The sequence below is a fragment of the Okeania sp. genome, from assembly GCF_035285525.1.
Lineage (GTDB): Bacteria > Cyanobacteriota > Cyanobacteriia > Cyanobacteriales > Microcoleaceae > Trichodesmium.
The window spans coordinates 25,290-40,322 of sequence record NZ_JAYKGW010000117.1; the positions used below are offsets into that span (position 1 = coordinate 25,290).

A 15,033-nucleotide genomic window follows, 5' to 3' on the forward strand; every position below is an offset into this window, starting at 1 on the left:
GGGTGGGGCGCAAAGAAGCCGGGTTTCTGGTTCCCCAAAATGTTGATTACAACAAAATTCCCGAAGCCGGGTTTCTGGTTCCCCAAAATGTTGATTACAACAAAATTCCCGCAATACAAGCAGTCATAAAACAAGCGATGGAACCTCCAATCATAGCTCTAAATCCCAATTTTGCTAAATCGCGCTGCCGGGATGGAGCAATAGTACCGATTCCACCTATCTGGACAGCAATGGAACCAATATTAGAAAATCCACATAAAGCATAAGTGGCAATAACTTGCGATCGCTCGGAAATAACATTAACTGTTTCGCCTTTTTGAGAATTTTCAATCAGTGTCTTTAAATCCAAATAAGCAATAAATTCATTCAAAATCGTTTTCTTACCCAACAAAACCCCCACTTGACTACAGTCTATCCAAGGTACTCCCATCAACCAAGCAACAGGAGCAAACAATAAAGCAAAAATCGACTCCAAAGATAACTTAGGTAACCCGAAACCACCACCTATCCATGCCAATATTCCATTGATCATCGCCACCAAACCTAAAAAAGCAATCAACATTGCTCCCACATTAACAGCTAATTTTGCTCCTTCTCTAGCGCCCGTTGTTGCTGCATCAATCACATTAGCATAAGTCTGCTTTACCTCCACTTTCACCGTTCCCGCAGTGGGAGACTCTTCTGTTTCTGGGAACAATATTTTTGATATTGCCAATGCTGCGGGTGCCGACATTACGGAAGCAGCAAGCAAATGTTCGGCAGGTATTCCAAAAGAAATATAAGCTGCTAATACTCCTCCCGCAACCGTAGCAAAACCACCAGTCATAACCGCGTGTAATTCTGAAAGAGTCATAGTTTCCACATAAGGTTTAATTATCAACGGCGCTTCTGTGGAACCGACAAAAATATTAGCGGAACAAGAGAGAGATTCGGCACCGGAAGTTTTCATGGTTTTTAACATTATCCATGCAAATAATTTAACTACTCGTTGCAAAATTCCATAGTGATACAGAATAGTAATTAATGAAGAGAAAAAGATAATTGTTGGTAGTATTTGGAAGGCAACAAAATGGTCAAGATAGTCATCTCCAAAGACAAATTTTGCTCCAGCATCAGAAAATTTTAATAATTGACTAACTACATCGGCAATAAATTGAAACACTATTAAACCAGTTTTACTCTTTAAAATTATTAGTGCAAATAATAATTGTAAACCTATTCCCCAAAAAACAGGTTGCCATTTAATTTTGTTTCTTTTTGCAGATAAAAGAATGGCTATACCTACAAAAACTATTAATCCTAATGCTGATATTAATCTTTCCACAATTTATTATATTTCCTCTAATTTATTGTACTCAAATAACATACCTAAAAATGTAGGTTGGGTTAAGGTAGAAAACCCAATCCAATAATTATTATTCCATAAATATAGATTAGGTTGAGGCAGAAAGAAACCCAAAAAAACAACAAAACCTGATAATTTTTTAATACAGTTCAGTTCAGAGGAAAACTCCTATAATATCAAACTATTAGATACGCTTTTCCCACTATAAAACTGCCCAAAAAAAATCCTTAACTGAACCTATTAGATTATTGTTGGGTTTCACTCCATTTAACCCAACCTACGCCCTATTTAAGTACATAATATATAAATAGATGTAGAGATAGTCCAGTAGTAACACACTGCCTATCCCAGATTTTATAGTTGGTAACTAACAGCTAAAAACTGATAACTGAAAACTAATAACTGAAATATGTCCTTACCTATTGTAGCTATTATTGGCAGGCCAAATGTGGGCAAGTCCACAATTGTTAATCGCTTGGCCGAAAATCAAGATGCCATTGTCCACGACGAACCAGGTATAACACGCGATCGCACTTACCGTAACGCATATTGGCAAGACCGAGAGTTTCAAGTCGTAGATACCGGAGGTTTAGTCTTTGATGATAATACAGAATTTTTACCCCTCATCCGCGAACAGGCTATGGCCGCTTTAGCAGAAGCAAGTGTGGCCATTTTTGTAGTGGATGGACAAACTGGTATAACTGGAGGGGATGAAGAAATTGCCCAATGGCTCCGTCAACAACCTGTTCCGATTATTTTGGCGGTTAATAAGTGTGAATCTATCACGGAAGGATTGACCCAAGCTGCGATGTTTTGGGAATTAGGTTTAGGAGAACCTTATCCTATTTCTGGTATTCATGGCAATGGTACTGGGGAATTATTGGATGATTTAATTACCTATTTGCCAGCGATAGAAGAACTTCCTGAAACGAATGAAATTAGAGTAGCAATTGTTGGGCGTCCGAATGTAGGTAAATCAAGTTTATTAAACGCATTTCTGGGAGAAAAACGAGCAATTGTTAGTCCTATTTCTGGTACGACAAGAGATGTTATTGATACATTAGTAAAACGTAATGGAAAAACATATCGTTTGATAGATACTGCCGGAATTAGAAAGAAGAAAAATGTGGAATATGGAGCCGAATTTTTTGGAATTAATCGAGCTTTTAAAGCTATTCGTCGGGCGGAAGTTATTCTGTTTGTAATTGATGCTTTAGATGGAGTAACAGAACAAGACCAAAAATTAGCAAATAGGATTATTGAAGATGGTAGAGCTTGTGTTCTGGTGGTGAATAAATGGGATGCTGTGGAAAAGGATAATTATACAATTTATTCTTATGAACAAGAAATCAGATCGAGACTATATTTTATGGAATGGGCGGAGATGATTTTTGTTAGTGCATTAACTGGAAAACGAGTCGAAAAAATTATAGAATTGGTCGATAATGCAGCTAATGAATATCAACGTCGGGTGACAACTTCAGTAATTAATGAAGTGTTAGAGGAAGCTGTTAGTTGGAATTCTCCTCCGACTAATCGTCAAGGTCGTCAAGGCAAGATTTATTATGGAACTCAAGTAACAAGTAAGCCTCCAACAATTGCCTTATTTGTAAATGATGCTAAACGCTTTCCTGATAATTATCGACGTTATATTCAAAGTCAATTTCGTCAACATTTAGGATTTAAAGGTACACCAATAAGATTACTTTGGCGAGGGAAAAAAGTTAGAGAAATGGAACAGAATACTGTTAATAGAGCAACTCGCGTTTAACTCAGTTATCAGTTATCAGCTTTTTCAGTAATCAGCTTTTTTAGTTTTTTCAGTTTGTTTGATGATGGAAAATAAGATTTTAGCAATCTCATCTGCATCCTGATGGATACTTTCAAATGGCAAATTGATAAGCTTTTTGATAAACAATACTGTTATTTATATCCATAAACTTCTAAAAAAGCTAAAAACTGATAACCTAAGATATGATAACTGATAACTGTTCACTAGAAAGAAGGTTTATTTATAAGCTATAGACCTTTTTGCCCTAAAGTCAGCTTGAGATATTCCTCCATTTGCTTCTGCTATGTTTACTCCAATAGATGTTCTAGTTATTGAGAGTTGTTTAGATAGTACATATTCTTTTCACCTAGAAAATGTAGGAAAAACTATTTATCAAGTCAAACATGAATTACTTTCAGATTAAAAGCAACAGAAGTATATAATTCAGAGAAGGGAGTTTTATTACCATATTTTAATTTAGGGCGGACTCCTGAAGAGCAATTAGAGAAAAATAAACCTGCCATGGCTTCGGGAAAAGCCAGAATGGAAGAAATTAAAAGAAAGTACAACGGGAAAGATTTATCATTATGATTGTAATTTTAGATTCAGGAGTGCTAGCTTTACTAGCTAGTCCTATTTTTAAAAGATTCTAACCAGTTTAAGTCAGCAACTTTTGCTTCGATTCTGCTTTTTTCATGTTTAAATACCCATTTTGATTTACCAAGTAAATCAAGTTCTTTGACTATTAAAATTATTTCACGATCATCTTTGAACAATAAATTTTCCTGAGATTCTTCAGAAAGGGAAAATTTAGGATTAATAGAAAAACTTGTGTTTTGAGTTAAGTAATATAATTGATATGCTTTTTGAAGTTCAGAATTTGGTTTTGGCAACTTATCTGTAATTAATAATAACTCTTTTTCGCTTGGTGATGTATAAATACCCAAAGGATTACTTTTAGTTTCTGGTGCTGATTCTTTTAGTATTTATTGTAACTTTAATATTTCAGAACTATCATTTATTGTATCTCTATCACCAATAAACTTAATAATATCAAGCTTGGCTTTTGTCAGATATGAACAAATAGATTTAATATTTATTTTTTGGTTAGCATCAACAGGATTTCAAATGTTTTTGAACCAAACAATAAATGAACCTTGCTCTATATTTTCTAATACTAAATTAGACTCAATTTCAACATCAAGATATTTAATTAAAGTATTATCTGTTACTTTGGAAAATTCTATGAGTTCCAACATAGCACGAAATACTCTTCCAGGGTCTTCTGTATCTTCTGCAAAATCAATTTTATAACCAAAATCTGCCATTATTTATATTAAATATTTCTACTTAAAAACTTCTAGAAAATTCTACTTATATTACTACAAAACTTTACGAAAAAAAAGGTGGAGTATACCCACCTCAAAAACTATAACCTACTTCAACCCATTAACCAACTTCTTCTTCCCACTCTCCAACGCTTCCTTCAACTTACTTAGGAGCGATCGCCCTTACTTTTTCATATATCAAATGTTAATAATTATAATTAAAATACAACTAATTTATTTAAGTATTGATACTAACATCACATCCAATGCTGATAGAATAGCTGCAAAACCAAGACAGAAAACAGCGCGATTTAACATCTTAGCTGTATCATTTCTAAGTTTATCTAACTCTATAATTGACTCATTCCAAACTTCAATTAACGAACGCCGATAATTCTCTTCAGGAATACTAAGACATTTCTCAATCAATCTTTGAGGCAGAATATTTGTTCCTCCTTTTTTCGGTTTAAATCCCCATAATCCAAAAAGCAAAGAAATAATTAAACTACAAAGAGTTAGTATTTTTAGAATTAAGCACATATTACACTTTAAACAAATGTCTGTGTCTGGCAGATTTAGAATTAGGGAATCATCAGGTAAATCTGATGAAAAACGAATCATAACAGCGTCAAAACCAATGACTGTTCCTAATTTAGTATTTAAAGTATTTTTACTAGAATCTAAATCTTTTAAAACCTGCTGTGCATATTCGTAAATTAGTTGTATATTAGAGTTGTCCTTTTCCATTAATTTAATTATGTCTAATAATTCACAACAAAGTGAAAACTCAAATCAGAAAGCGTCTCATACTTCTCAGGAATCAAAACCACCTAAACAACCTGAACAAAATGAACCAACTGTAAAGTTTGAACCTGAAGACAGAATACATATATGGAATAATAGTGAAGATATTTAAAATCATGTAGATTGAAACTGCTAAATCAATAATTTTTAGGTGGGCTAGTGATAATTAATGTAGGTTGGGTTAAGCGACAGCGAACCCAACAAAAACGTTCATATACTGCGTTATGTTGGGTTTCGTTCCTCAACCCAACCTACAAGTAGGGAGCAAAAATTTACTTCAACCCATCAACTAACTTCTCCCTCGCACTCTCCAACGCTTCCTTCAACTTACTCGGATCGCGACCCCCTGCTTGCGCTAAGTTCGGACGGCCTCCACCACCCCCTCCACACATTTTCGCTATCCCGCCAATAAATTTCCCTGCTTGCAAACCTTTACTATTCACAGATTTACTAAAAGCAGCAACTAAACTAACTTTACCCTCAGCACCAGCACCCAATACCACAGCACTCTCACCCAACTTTTGCTGCAACCTCTCCGCTGCTGTCTTCAACGCCTCCGCATCAACACCAGGCATTTCCGCTACCAATATCTGAAACTCACCCACAGTCTCAGCATTCCCCAATAACTGGTCTGACTTAGCAACCGCTAACTCCCCTTTCAACGCTTCCAACTGTTTTTGCGACTCCTTCAACTCCTGCTGCAAGTTACTCACCCGCTCCGATAACTCTTCCGGTTTTGCCTTAAAGCGATCGCTCAATTCTTTCACCACAACATCCCGGACGTTCAAATAATCTAATATTGCTAAACCTGCCACCGCTTCAATACGACGCACCCCAGAAGAAATGCCAGCTTCAGAAATAATTTTAAACGCTCCTATTTCTGCCGTATTATTCACATGAGTTCCTCCACATAATTCCATCGACACTCCCGGATAGTCAACCACCCGCACCACATCGGCATATTTTTCTCCAAACATGGCAACCGCTCCTTTTTCTTTTGCTACTGCCAATGGCATTTCCGCAACCGTCGCTGGATGTGCTTCCGCTATCCAACTATTTACCTGTGCTTCCACTTCCTCAACTTCCTCCGGTTTCAACCCCCGCGGAGAATTAAAATCAAACCGCAAACGGTCAAAAGATACCATCGAACCCGCTTGAGAAATTGAGGAATCTACCAAAGAACGCAACGCTGCTTGTAATAAATGAGTTGCCGTATGGTTTGCCTGCGCTCGACGACGACAAACACCATCTATTTCCGCATTCACTGTCATTCCTAATTTTAACCTGCCTTTTTCCACAGTACCGAAATGCACAAAAATATTATTCTGTTTCTGTACATCCTCTATCCGCACCACCACATTATCCCCAGTCAGAAAACCGCGATCGCCTATTTGCCCTCCAGACTCAGCATAAAATGGCGTTTTGTCAAGAACAATTTGTACTTGACTACCCGTTTCCGCATCCTCAACCTGTTGCCCATCAACTATTAACGCCATCACTTGGGCAGGGGAAGTCAAATCTGTATATCCTAAAAATTCCGTTTTGTCAACATCTAATTTGACTCCACCCTCGGCAGTCAAATCAATAGTTTGATGTGCTAACTGAGCGATAACTTTCGCTTCTCGCATTTCTGAATCAAACCCTTTCTCATCAACAGTTAAACCATTTTCTTCAGCTATTTCCTGAGTTAACTCTAATGGAAAACCATAAGTATCGTACAACTTGAAAGCATCCGAGCCAGAAATTTGTTTACTTTTCTGAGTTTCTGGTTTTGCCATAACTTCTGCCAACAGTTTCTCACCCCGCTCCAACGTTTTCAAGAAACGCGACTCTTCCCGTTGTAACTCAGCTTTAATAACAGTTTCCCGTTCCCGAAGATTTGGATAAATATCTTCAGATAGAGCGATCGCTGTCTCGGCAACCTTGGATGTAAATTCTCCAGAAATACCAATTAAACGGCCATGACGCACAACTCGGCGAATTAAACGTCGCAAAATATAACCCCTGCCAACATTAGATGCAGTCACACCATCAGCAATTAAATGACTCACTGCTCGCACATGATCCCCAATAACTTTCAGAGAAACTTTAGTTTTGTCATCACTTTTTGCATAGTCGATACCAGGAATATCAGCAGCAGTTTTAATGATAGGTAAAATGAGGTCAGTTTCATAATTATTCGGCACTTTTTGTAATATTTGCGCCATTCTTTCCAACCCCATTCCCGTATCAATATTTCTGTTTTCCAGTGGAGTCAAATTTCCATCCGCATCCCGGTTATATTGCATAAACACCAGATTATAAAATTCGATAAACCTGCTGTCATCTTCCAAGTCGATGTTTTCATCCCCTAATTCTGGATGAAAATCATAATAAATTTCCGAACACGGACCGCACGGACCCGTCGGACCAGACGCCCAAAAATTATCCTCCTCATTCATCCGTTGAATGCGATGTGCGGGAATCCCAATTTGGTCGCGCCAAAGAGCAAACGCTTCATCATCTTCTCGGAAGACACTGACAACTAAACGTTCTGGTGGTAAACCGAAAACCTTTGTGGAAAGTTCCCAAGCGAAGGCGATCGCCTCCGGTTTAAAATAGTCACCAAAACTGAAATTACCCAACATCTCAAAAAAAGTGTGATGTCTAGCAGTGCGACCAACATTTTCGATGTCATTGGTACGGATACATTTTTGGGATGTGGTAGCGCGGGGATATTTCCGGGGTTCTTGTCCGAGAAATATGGGTTTAAAAGGTAACATTCCCGCAATAGTTAATAATACTGTAGGGTCTTCTGGAACCAAAGATGCGCTAGGCAAAATAGGGTGTTCCCTTTGTGCGTAAAAGTCGAGAAACTTTTGACGAATTTCGTTACCAGTGAGTTTTTGGGCAGACATAATCAATTATAATGTTAGGTTGTCTAGTTTTACAGGACTTACGGAGGTAAAACCAGAAACCCGGTTTCTCCTAGATATTTATTGTCAAACACAATGATTTATCCTAGAAACCGGGTTTCTTTTTGTAAGTCTTATTTTAGTTTACACTTTATTGAGGCAAAATTTTACCTGTTGAAATTTTATAACTTCAGGACTCAAACCATGCAAACCCAGAAACCTGGTTTTTGGGAGAAACCGGGTTCCTCCCGTGTAAGTCGTAAACTTGTAACATTCTTTTTTCAAATTGGTATTATGCTACAGTAATTAAATGCAACTTTTGTTAACTTATTAATAATTATAGCCACACTTCTGAGATCCTCCACCCTCTGATTTTTTCAGTAAACCCTAAAGACTTGCTAGATACTAACATCACTACTTACAATAGCCCTACTACTAACAGTGCTTTCTTGAAACAAAGCATTAATTTTCTCAGCAGTTACTCTTTGAAGCTTAATTTTCTCTAACTCATTCTCAATCTTTTTAACATTTTGTGAATTTTCCTGTTTGGCAACTTCAACCACATCAAGAAGAGCCTGCTTCACTTCTGGGTCTTGATTAGCAGGTACCTCCAACTCTTGTATTAACTGATAAAAATCAATAGAAAAAGCTTCTGTTTCAGCAGATTTTAAACTAGGCAAAATTCCCGCAGGCTTTTGTTGTATTAGTTGCCAAAACTTATTCACCTGTTTCACGCTCTTTTCCCCTAAAGCTTTCCCTATTTTTTCCACATATTTAGTTACAAAAGGAACCGCAATGAGTCGTACTGCTAAGTCATCTCCTATAGTAGCTTTATAATTACTTTCCAACAAATTTTACACACTCAAAAGTTTAGGTAAAGGTTCAGCCACTTCAGCATCCATTAACTCCTTATATTTCTCAAAAACTAAGACTGCTTCTTCATCTTTTCCTGTCAGTTTTTCATAATAATTAGCCACAGAAAACCAGTGTTCAAATGCCAGAATAAATAAACCATTCTCACCTAATTCCATCCGCCAATATTTAGAAGGACGAGAATCTATTACTTGAAATAAAGGTGCAGGATTTTTGATAGGAAAATAAGTAAAACGTTCATCACAAATATAATACCAAATATTTTTTTGCCAGGTGTAAAGTGCATAGACAACATATTCTTTACCAACTATCAAATTAAATTCAGTTTCTTTAGTACGATATAGAGATGAATCCAGATAATTTTCAGGTAGAAATTCTCCAGTATTAGCAATACAACAAACTTTCATAATCTATTTATCTCTCTAATTTTTCCGCGCTGTTCTGGGATAGGTACGTTTAATTTTGTATTCCACGTTTTGCCCAGTTTTATTATTTCTATACCAATGTATTTCAACAATTGCTCCATCAATTATTGCTGTCTTTCTCGACGAGCTTCTATTAACTTATTAGCTACATCGCGAGCTATTTCCAAAGTTTCAGTCAAACTTTCTCCCTGAGCAACTAAACCAGGTAAAGCATCGCTAGTTGCTAAATAAACTCCTTCAGGTAACTTTTCAATCTCTAGTTGTAACAGTTTTTCCATAATATTTTTATATTGGAGAAAGTCTAAAGTTTTCCTAATTTTTATTATGGCTATTATAGCAGTTTTCACAATCAATGAACCACAAAAAATGATAACCCAGTAAAGGTGCGTGACGGCAAAGTTTTTTTAGGTTTCCCGAAAATAGGATGCCGTCACACACCCTACTATTTTTATTCCCCCGCTTCCTCCAAAAATACGTCCTCATAAAGCATCTCAATGGGAAAGCTCAAATCTACAGAAGTTAAATTTACTTCGTCACCTTCCCCATAATTACAAAGTTCCCAAAAACCATTTTTGTTAAGTCGGAAACATTCTATTGTCATCTCTTGCGCATCAATTAAAACGTATTCTTTTAAAGTAGAAATGTTGCGATAATTTTTAAATTTTTTACCCCTGTTAAAAGCTTCCGTACCTGGAGATAAAACCTCCACGACTAAACAAGGATGATAAATAACTTTAGTGGCACGTCGGTCTCTTTGATCGCAAGTTACCATGACATCAGGATAATAAAAGAGTCCGTTTTCGGATACTCCCAGTTTAGCATCTGCCATTAATACTTTACGCTTTTTACCTCGCAGATGATTTTTTAAAGCCACTGCCAAATTAACACTAATATCATTATGAGGAATACTTTTCCCAGTCATGGAAAAACTTGACCGTTCATATATTCATATTTAATCGGTTGTTTTTCCTCCCAGTCAAAGTATTCTTGGGGAGTCATTGGAGCTGGTTTGGGAATTGCTACCATTGTTTTTCTCCTGATAATTGAGGTTTTGATTTCATTTTAACATATTGGGAAACACAGTTCTATCAGTATCGTTTTTTGATAATATAGATTAAGCGTCGCTTATGCTAAAATAAGTGAATACAATTTTTTTATAAAAAAAATTATGGACAAATATCGAGAACTTATAGTATCAAACCCTAAAATAATGATGGGCAAACCAACCATCGTCGGAACTCGTATTACGGTAGAATTTATTCTAGAAAGTCTGGCAGCAGGAGAGACTCCTGAAGAACTGTTGGAGGAGCATCCCCGATTGAAGCAGGAGGACATTCAAGCTGCTTTGGCCTTTGCTGCTCAAGCATTAAAAGCTGATGTCATTTATCCTATTGTGGAGACTGTTTCATGAATTTATTGGCAGAGGAAAATATTAAGCAGGTAATAGTAGATCGCTTGCGAAAAGAGGGTCATATAGTTTGGTACGTTGTGGAAATGGAAGCAGGTCAGGACTTACGCAAAGGTAATATATAGTGTATCGGTGCGTTACGCTACCGCTAACACACCCTACCAATAGCGTTAACCCGTAAGTCCTACAGGTATTTCTGATGATGTAGTGCTAGATTTAGCTAACAGAAAAAGTGCGTTGTTGTTAACAGCAGATAAGGATTTTGGAGAGTGCGTCTTTCGTTTAAGTCGCGTTGCATCCGGTGTGATTTTGGTAAAATTGGCTGGAATACCTAATTTTAGTAAAGCTACTATTATTTCTGAGACGATAGCTAAATATTCTGATGAGTTACCTGATGCTTTTACTGTTATTACGCCAACTACAGTTCGCATTCGTTCGATAGGAACTTAAAAGTTAAGTAAGCGATCAATCTCCGTTCCGCTGCGCTATCACTCTTGTTTTCCAGGAAAAAGATAAGGCGATCAAACTCCGTTCCGCTGCGCGATCGCTTATTTTTCAAAACAGTTGACAATCTGGGAAAAAAAAAGTACACTATAAAAGCTGTTTTATTTATTTTTTTGGCAGTTTTAACTAATGTCGAGACGGGATAATTTGCATTTGCCACTGCGTCGTACTTTAGAAAAAGACGGCTGGACTATTACCGACGATCCCCTAATTTTAGTTTTAGGAGAAACGGCATTAAAAGCAGATTTAGGAGCAGAAAAATTTTTTGCAGCAGAAAAGGAAGGACAGAAAATTGCTGTGGAAATCAAAGACTTTGATTCCCCTTCACCTATTAGCGAATAGGAAAAAACAATTGAGCAACTTCTGCTGTATCAATTAGCTCTGGAGATTCAAGAACCAGAAAGAAAAATATTTCTAGCTATTAGTCAAGCCAAATACCTTGAACATTTCCAAAAACAAATTTTTCAGCTAGCTGTCCAGCGTAGTAGAATTAATTTATTAGTTTACGAACCAGAACAGGAGGTTATTGTTCGATGGATTCCTTACTAAATTATTCAGATATCCTCAAAAAAACTGTGCAAGAAGCAACTCGCGATCAACCAGGTGTACAGCAGATCAGGCTATATCCTGTCTGCGATTTGGATTCTGGTCACTTCCTGATACTGGGAACAGGTTTAGATAAGCAAGGATGGAAAGATTTCATTCTTTTTCATGCTCGCGTAGTCGATCGCCAAGTCATTATTGAAATGGATAACTTTGAGGAAGGGTTAACTTCTTTACTTATTGACGCTGGTATCCGAAAGGAGGATATCATCACTGGTTTTAATTATCACAGAAATATGACTATGTCTAGAGATCGATCGGGTATTTGAGGAGAGGTGGCGATCATAAAAAGCGAAGATATTGGGTTGAGGCGATCGCTTATTTCTTAAAACTGTTGACAATCTCGGGTGGAAGAAGTAAAATAGAATAATTGTTCTTTTAAAAAAATCGTTAGGTGAAATATTATGTCAGTAACGACAAATACTTAGAAAACGAGTATATTTCGGAACCAGAGCAAAAACAACTTTTAGAAAAGGCTGCTGCTTCGAGATATTTGACTGTCAGTGAGTATTTGCTACAACTGGCTTTGGATATTGCGACTGGGTAAATACAGGGAGCAGTATTAAGCAGGCAATAGTAGATGCCTTGTGAGTAGATAAATTTTTTTTGATATTTAAGCAAAAGTAAGAGGTACAAAGGTAGATATGAACGTTCGTGAAGAAACGATTTCTAAGATTAATCAACTCCCTGAAGAGCTGGTGGGTGAGGTCAATAATTTTGTCAGTTTCTTATTGATGAAACACGATCGGGAAAACTGGCAATTATGGGATCTATTTAGTGAAGGTAAAAATTTAGCAGAATCGGATTTTTCTGATTATTTATCTAATTTGGAAGAATATGAGGAGCGTTTAGCTCGTCGAGAAATTCAATGGTAAATTTTATCCGTGGGGATATGGTCCTATGCGATCTTAATCCGGTAGTTGGTACTGAACAAGCGGGAATAAGACCTGTGGTAATAGTACAAATAGATCGGGCAAATGCGGTTAGTCCTCACACAATTATTGCACCGTTTACGAGTAAGATTAATCGAGCGCTTTTGCCTTCTCATGTACTTGTTCCTGCTGGTGTAGGTGGTTTGAGTTTAAATTCTGTGATTTTGTGCGAACAGCTTAGAGTAATTGACAAATCTCGAATTATGAAAAAAATTGGGTCATCTCGACGCTCTCTATCTAGAAGAATTAGCAAAAGCGTTGAGTATAATATTGGGTTTGTCCCAAAAATAGCTTAATAGCGATCGCCTAGCAGAAAATATTTATATCATTATCTATTTTCTGGCAAATAGAACTTTGGAAGAGGTGCTGATAACTGTTAGCGAAGCTCCTCCGATAGGAGGCTAACTGATAACTGAAATGAAGATGGTATTATTAATCTTGTTACTTTCGATCCTATTGAGGAGGTAATTGTTCGATGGATACTCTGAAAGCTAAATATCGTTCTGCCGTGGAAAAAGTATTGTGCGACTACGCAGAATTTCTCGGTAACGACGATAAGGTTCAAATGGAACTGGTTTTGGATGGCAATAGCGATCGCTATCTTCTAGTTGAAACTGGATGGGATGATGGCTATCGCATTTATGGCACGCTACTGCATTTGAATATTATTGATGATAAAATCTGGATTCAGCACGATGGCACGGAAGAGGGTGTAGCAAACGAACTGGTTGCTGCTGGCATCCCTAAAGATTCTATTGTTCTGGGATTCAGAACTCTACAAGAGCGTAAACTGACAGGATTTGCAGTGTGTTAATTGGAAGAGATATAGCTACCGCTAGGCTCCGTCAACGCCCAGCGGAATATGGAATGTCGTTCTATTGCTCCTACTTTCTAGCAAATAAAATGAGCGATGATTTATAGAAAATCATCTGTTCTATTTACAGGAGGCTAGAGTTGAATACTTCTACGCTAGCTAGATCATAACCAGGGGAGTTTCCATCGTTATCTAACCCAAGAATTGTAATTCCTCTTACAGGTTCAGTTAATCCAATGGTTGACAAGTCAAAAGTGCTAACTGCTTCACCTTGAATACCTCCCAAAAATTCATAGTTATTGAAGTCAGAGGTAACAAAGACATCTGCCTGAGCTTGTGTTGTAGTAGTATTTCTAATAATAATATCATCTCCCGGACTATCAATGATTGTTTGATTATCAAAACCAACGGTTACGAAGGAGTCAGTTGGCAAAGAAAGGAATTGAGTTAAGGCATCAGAATCTTTTCCTAAGACTACATCCGTGCTAACAGGAATTGGAAAATCTCCAAAATCTCCTGAAAGTATTCCCCCATAAGGTCCTGCTATTGGTCCTGCACCGCTATCGGAAAACTGAAAAACTCTATTTACGGCTGTGGTTTGGCTGACAAGGCTAGAGTTTGGTACTTCTACGCTAGCTAAATCATAACCAGGGGAACCTCCATCGTTATCTAACCCAACAATTGCAATTCCTCTTACAGGTTGAGTAAATCCAATATTTGACAGGTCAAAAGTGCTAACTGCTTCACCTTGAATACCTCCCAAAAATTCATAGTTATTGAAGTCAGAGGTAACAAAGACATCTGCCTGAGCTTGTGTTGTGGTAGTATTTCTAATAATAACATCATCTCCCAGACCATCAATGATTATTTGATTATCAAAACCAACAATTACAAAGGAGTCGGTTGGCAAAGAAAGGAAGTCAGTTACGGAATCAGAATCTCTTCCTAAGACTACATCTGTGCTGACAGGAACTGGAAAACCTCCTGAAACTATTCCCCCATAAGGTCCGTCGATTGGTCCCGCACCACTATCGAAAAAATTAAAAACTCTATTGACAGGTGTGGTTTGGTTGCTAAAGCTTTGAAGGCTAGAGTTTGGTACTTCTACATTGATGACATCGAAGCCAGGCGAGTCACCACCATTATCTAACCCAACAATTCTTACTGCTGTTACAGGTTGAGTAAATCCAATAGTTGACAAGTCGAAAGCGTTAGAACCTTCTCCAGCTCTTCCCAGAAAGGTAAAATTCTCGAAGTCAGAACTGACGAAAATATCTGCAAATTCAGTATTACTATTACGGCCTACTTCATCAATAAAAATGTCGTTTCCTG

At 37.3% G+C, this 15,033-nt stretch carries 21 protein-coding genes and 1 pseudogene; 11 read left to right on the plus strand and 11 right to left on the minus strand.

Going from position 1 to position 15,033, the window contains the following annotated elements:
- Positions 1-94 precede the first annotated feature (94 nt).
- Positions 95-1,324 carry a NupC/NupG family nucleoside CNT transporter gene (locus VKJ25_RS11015; protein WP_324236680.1) on the minus strand — a complete coding sequence of 410 codons (1,230 nt, stop codon included), beginning with the start codon at positions 1,322-1,324 and terminating at the stop codon, positions 95-97.
- A gap of 430 nt (positions 1,325-1,754) precedes the next feature.
- Here VKJ25_RS11015 and der point away from each other — a divergent pair, with 430 nt between their 5' ends.
- Positions 1,755-3,116 (plus strand): ribosome biogenesis GTPase Der, encoded by a 1,362-nt coding sequence (gene der, locus VKJ25_RS11020; RefSeq protein WP_324236681.1) that lies wholly within the window; start codon positions 1,755-1,757, stop codon positions 3,114-3,116.
- A gap of 237 nt (positions 3,117-3,353) precedes the next feature.
- Here der and VKJ25_RS24585 read toward each other — a convergent pair whose 3' ends face one another.
- The 4 genes from VKJ25_RS24585 to VKJ25_RS11035 form a co-directional block, all read right to left on the minus strand.
- A complete protein-coding gene (locus tag VKJ25_RS24585; protein ID WP_375340324.1) occupies positions 3,354-3,449 on the minus strand; it encodes a four helix bundle protein in 96 nt (31 codons plus the stop codon).
- Between the two features lie 290 nt (positions 3,450-3,739).
- On the minus strand, positions 3,740-4,063 hold the full coding sequence (locus VKJ25_RS11025; protein ID WP_324236682.1) for a hypothetical protein: 324 nt from the start codon (positions 4,061-4,063) through the stop codon (positions 3,740-3,742).
- Between the two features lie 177 nt (positions 4,064-4,240).
- The gene (locus tag VKJ25_RS11030) at positions 4,241-4,444 is read right to left on the minus strand and encodes a hypothetical protein (RefSeq protein WP_324236683.1); all 204 of its coding nucleotides are present in this window, start codon (positions 4,442-4,444) and stop codon (positions 4,241-4,243) included.
- A gap of 234 nt (positions 4,445-4,678) precedes the next feature.
- Positions 4,679-5,191 carry a hypothetical protein gene (locus VKJ25_RS11035; RefSeq protein ID WP_324236684.1) on the minus strand — a complete coding sequence of 171 codons (513 nt, stop codon included), beginning with the start codon at positions 5,189-5,191 and terminating at the stop codon, positions 4,679-4,681.
- Positions 5,192-5,201: 10 nt separating this feature from the next.
- Here VKJ25_RS11035 and VKJ25_RS11040 point away from each other — a divergent pair, with 10 nt between their 5' ends.
- Positions 5,202-5,360 carry a hypothetical protein gene (locus VKJ25_RS11040; protein ID WP_324236685.1) on the plus strand — a complete coding sequence of 53 codons (159 nt, stop codon included), beginning with the start codon at positions 5,202-5,204 and terminating at the stop codon, positions 5,358-5,360.
- A gap of 160 nt (positions 5,361-5,520) precedes the next feature.
- On the opposite strand, the gene alaS is transcribed toward VKJ25_RS11040, so the two are convergent.
- The 5 genes from alaS to VKJ25_RS11065 all read right to left on the minus strand — a co-directional run bounded on the left by alaS (position 5,521) and on the right by VKJ25_RS11065 (position 10,362).
- Complete coding sequence (gene alaS / locus VKJ25_RS11045) at positions 5,521-8,145, minus strand: alanine--tRNA ligase (RefSeq protein WP_324236686.1); 2,625 nt, start codon at positions 8,143-8,145, stop codon at positions 5,521-5,523.
- Between the two features lie 395 nt (positions 8,146-8,540).
- Positions 8,541-8,993, minus strand: a complete 453-nt coding sequence (locus VKJ25_RS11050) for a hypothetical protein (RefSeq protein ID WP_324236687.1) — start codon at positions 8,991-8,993, stop codon at positions 8,541-8,543.
- Positions 8,994-8,996: 3 nt separating this feature from the next.
- Complete coding sequence (locus VKJ25_RS11055) at positions 8,997-9,422, minus strand: hypothetical protein (RefSeq protein WP_324236688.1); 426 nt, start codon at positions 9,420-9,422, stop codon at positions 8,997-8,999.
- Between the two features lie 122 nt (positions 9,423-9,544).
- Positions 9,545-9,787 carry a type II toxin-antitoxin system HicB family antitoxin gene (locus tag VKJ25_RS11060; RefSeq protein WP_324236689.1) on the minus strand — a complete coding sequence of 81 codons (243 nt, stop codon included), beginning with the start codon at positions 9,785-9,787 and terminating at the stop codon, positions 9,545-9,547.
- Between the two features lie 101 nt (positions 9,788-9,888).
- Complete coding sequence (locus VKJ25_RS11065; RefSeq protein WP_324236690.1) at positions 9,889-10,362, minus strand: Uma2 family endonuclease; 474 nt, start codon at positions 10,360-10,362, stop codon at positions 9,889-9,891.
- 246 nt (positions 10,363-10,608) lie between these two features.
- Here VKJ25_RS11065 and VKJ25_RS11070 point away from each other — a divergent pair, with 246 nt between their 5' ends.
- The 9 genes and pseudogenes from VKJ25_RS11070 to VKJ25_RS11110 all read left to right on the plus strand — a co-directional run bounded on the left by VKJ25_RS11070 (position 10,609) and on the right by VKJ25_RS11110 (position 13,701).
- Entirely contained in the window at positions 10,609-10,851 is a 243-nt protein-coding gene (locus VKJ25_RS11070) for a DUF433 domain-containing protein (protein ID WP_324236691.1), read from the plus strand.
- On the plus strand, positions 10,848-10,973 hold the full coding sequence (locus VKJ25_RS11075; protein WP_324236692.1) for a hypothetical protein: 126 nt from the start codon (positions 10,848-10,850) through the stop codon (positions 10,971-10,973). Before VKJ25_RS11070 ends, VKJ25_RS11075 begins: the two co-directional genes overlap by 4 nt.
- A 67-nt stretch (positions 10,974-11,040) precedes the next feature.
- Positions 11,041-11,298 carry a DUF5615 family PIN-like protein gene (locus VKJ25_RS11080; RefSeq protein ID WP_324236701.1) on the plus strand — a complete coding sequence of 86 codons (258 nt, stop codon included), beginning with the start codon at positions 11,041-11,043 and terminating at the stop codon, positions 11,296-11,298.
- 183 nt (positions 11,299-11,481) lie between these two features.
- A pseudogene (locus VKJ25_RS11085) lies at positions 11,482-11,901 on the plus strand (XisH family protein).
- Positions 11,886-12,224 carry an element excision factor XisI family protein gene (locus VKJ25_RS11090; protein ID WP_324236693.1) on the plus strand — a complete coding sequence of 113 codons (339 nt, stop codon included), beginning with the start codon at positions 11,886-11,888 and terminating at the stop codon, positions 12,222-12,224. The pseudogene VKJ25_RS11085 and the gene VKJ25_RS11090 overlap by 16 nt, the downstream one beginning before the upstream one ends.
- 125 nt (positions 12,225-12,349) lie before the next feature.
- Positions 12,350-12,502, plus strand: a complete 153-nt coding sequence (locus VKJ25_RS11095; protein ID WP_324236694.1) for a type II toxin -antitoxin system TacA 1-like antitoxin — start codon at positions 12,350-12,352, stop codon at positions 12,500-12,502.
- A gap of 97 nt (positions 12,503-12,599) precedes the next feature.
- Positions 12,600-12,830, plus strand: coding sequence for a hypothetical protein (locus VKJ25_RS11100; protein ID WP_324236695.1), 231 nt, complete (start codon positions 12,600-12,602; stop codon positions 12,828-12,830).
- Positions 12,824-13,183 carry a type II toxin-antitoxin system PemK/MazF family toxin gene (locus VKJ25_RS11105; protein ID WP_324236696.1) on the plus strand — a complete coding sequence of 120 codons (360 nt, stop codon included), beginning with the start codon at positions 12,824-12,826 and terminating at the stop codon, positions 13,181-13,183. The genes VKJ25_RS11100 and VKJ25_RS11105 overlap by 7 nt, the downstream gene beginning before the upstream one ends.
- Positions 13,184-13,362: 179 nt before the next feature.
- A complete protein-coding gene (locus tag VKJ25_RS11110) occupies positions 13,363-13,701 on the plus strand; it encodes a XisI protein (RefSeq protein ID WP_324236697.1) in 339 nt (112 codons plus the stop codon).
- A gap of 124 nt (positions 13,702-13,825) precedes the next feature.
- On the opposite strand, the gene VKJ25_RS11115 is transcribed toward VKJ25_RS11110, so the two are convergent.
- The coding region (locus tag VKJ25_RS11115; RefSeq protein ID WP_324236698.1) for a hypothetical protein at positions 13,826-15,033 on the minus strand (1,208 nt) is incomplete at its 5' end.

Coding starts and splice junctions, on each gene's coding strand:
- VKJ25_RS11040 (WP_324236685.1), top strand. CDS start 5,202: ATGTCTAATAATTCACAACAAAGTGAAAACTCAAATCAGAAAGCGTCT.
- der (WP_324236681.1), top strand. CDS start 1,755: ATGTCCTTACCTATTGTAGCTATTATTGGCAGGCCAAATGTGGGCAAG.
- VKJ25_RS11055 (WP_324236688.1), bottom strand. CDS start 9,422: ATGAAAGTTTGTTGTATTGCTAATACTGGAGAATTTCTACCTGAAAAT.
- VKJ25_RS11075 (WP_324236692.1), top strand. CDS start 10,848: ATGAATTTATTGGCAGAGGAAAATATTAAGCAGGTAATAGTAGATCGC.
- VKJ25_RS11065 (WP_324236690.1), bottom strand. CDS start 10,362: ATGACTGGGAAAAGTATTCCTCATAATGATATTAGTGTTAATTTGGCA.
- VKJ25_RS11030 (WP_324236683.1), bottom strand. CDS start 4,444: ATGGCAGATTTTGGTTATAAAATTGATTTTGCAGAAGATACAGAAGAC.
- alaS (WP_324236686.1), bottom strand. CDS start 8,145: ATGTCTGCCCAAAAACTCACTGGTAACGAAATTCGTCAAAAGTTTCTC.
- VKJ25_RS11035 (WP_324236684.1), bottom strand. CDS start 5,191: ATGGAAAAGGACAACTCTAATATACAACTAATTTACGAATATGCACAG.
- VKJ25_RS11100 (WP_324236695.1), top strand. CDS start 12,600: ATGAACGTTCGTGAAGAAACGATTTCTAAGATTAATCAACTCCCTGAA.
- VKJ25_RS11090 (WP_324236693.1), top strand. CDS start 11,886: ATGGATTCCTTACTAAATTATTCAGATATCCTCAAAAAAACTGTGCAA.
- VKJ25_RS11070 (WP_324236691.1), top strand. CDS start 10,609: ATGGACAAATATCGAGAACTTATAGTATCAAACCCTAAAATAATGATG.
- VKJ25_RS11105 (WP_324236696.1), top strand. CDS start 12,824: ATGGTAAATTTTATCCGTGGGGATATGGTCCTATGCGATCTTAATCCG.
- VKJ25_RS11110 (WP_324236697.1), top strand. CDS start 13,363: ATGGATACTCTGAAAGCTAAATATCGTTCTGCCGTGGAAAAAGTATTG.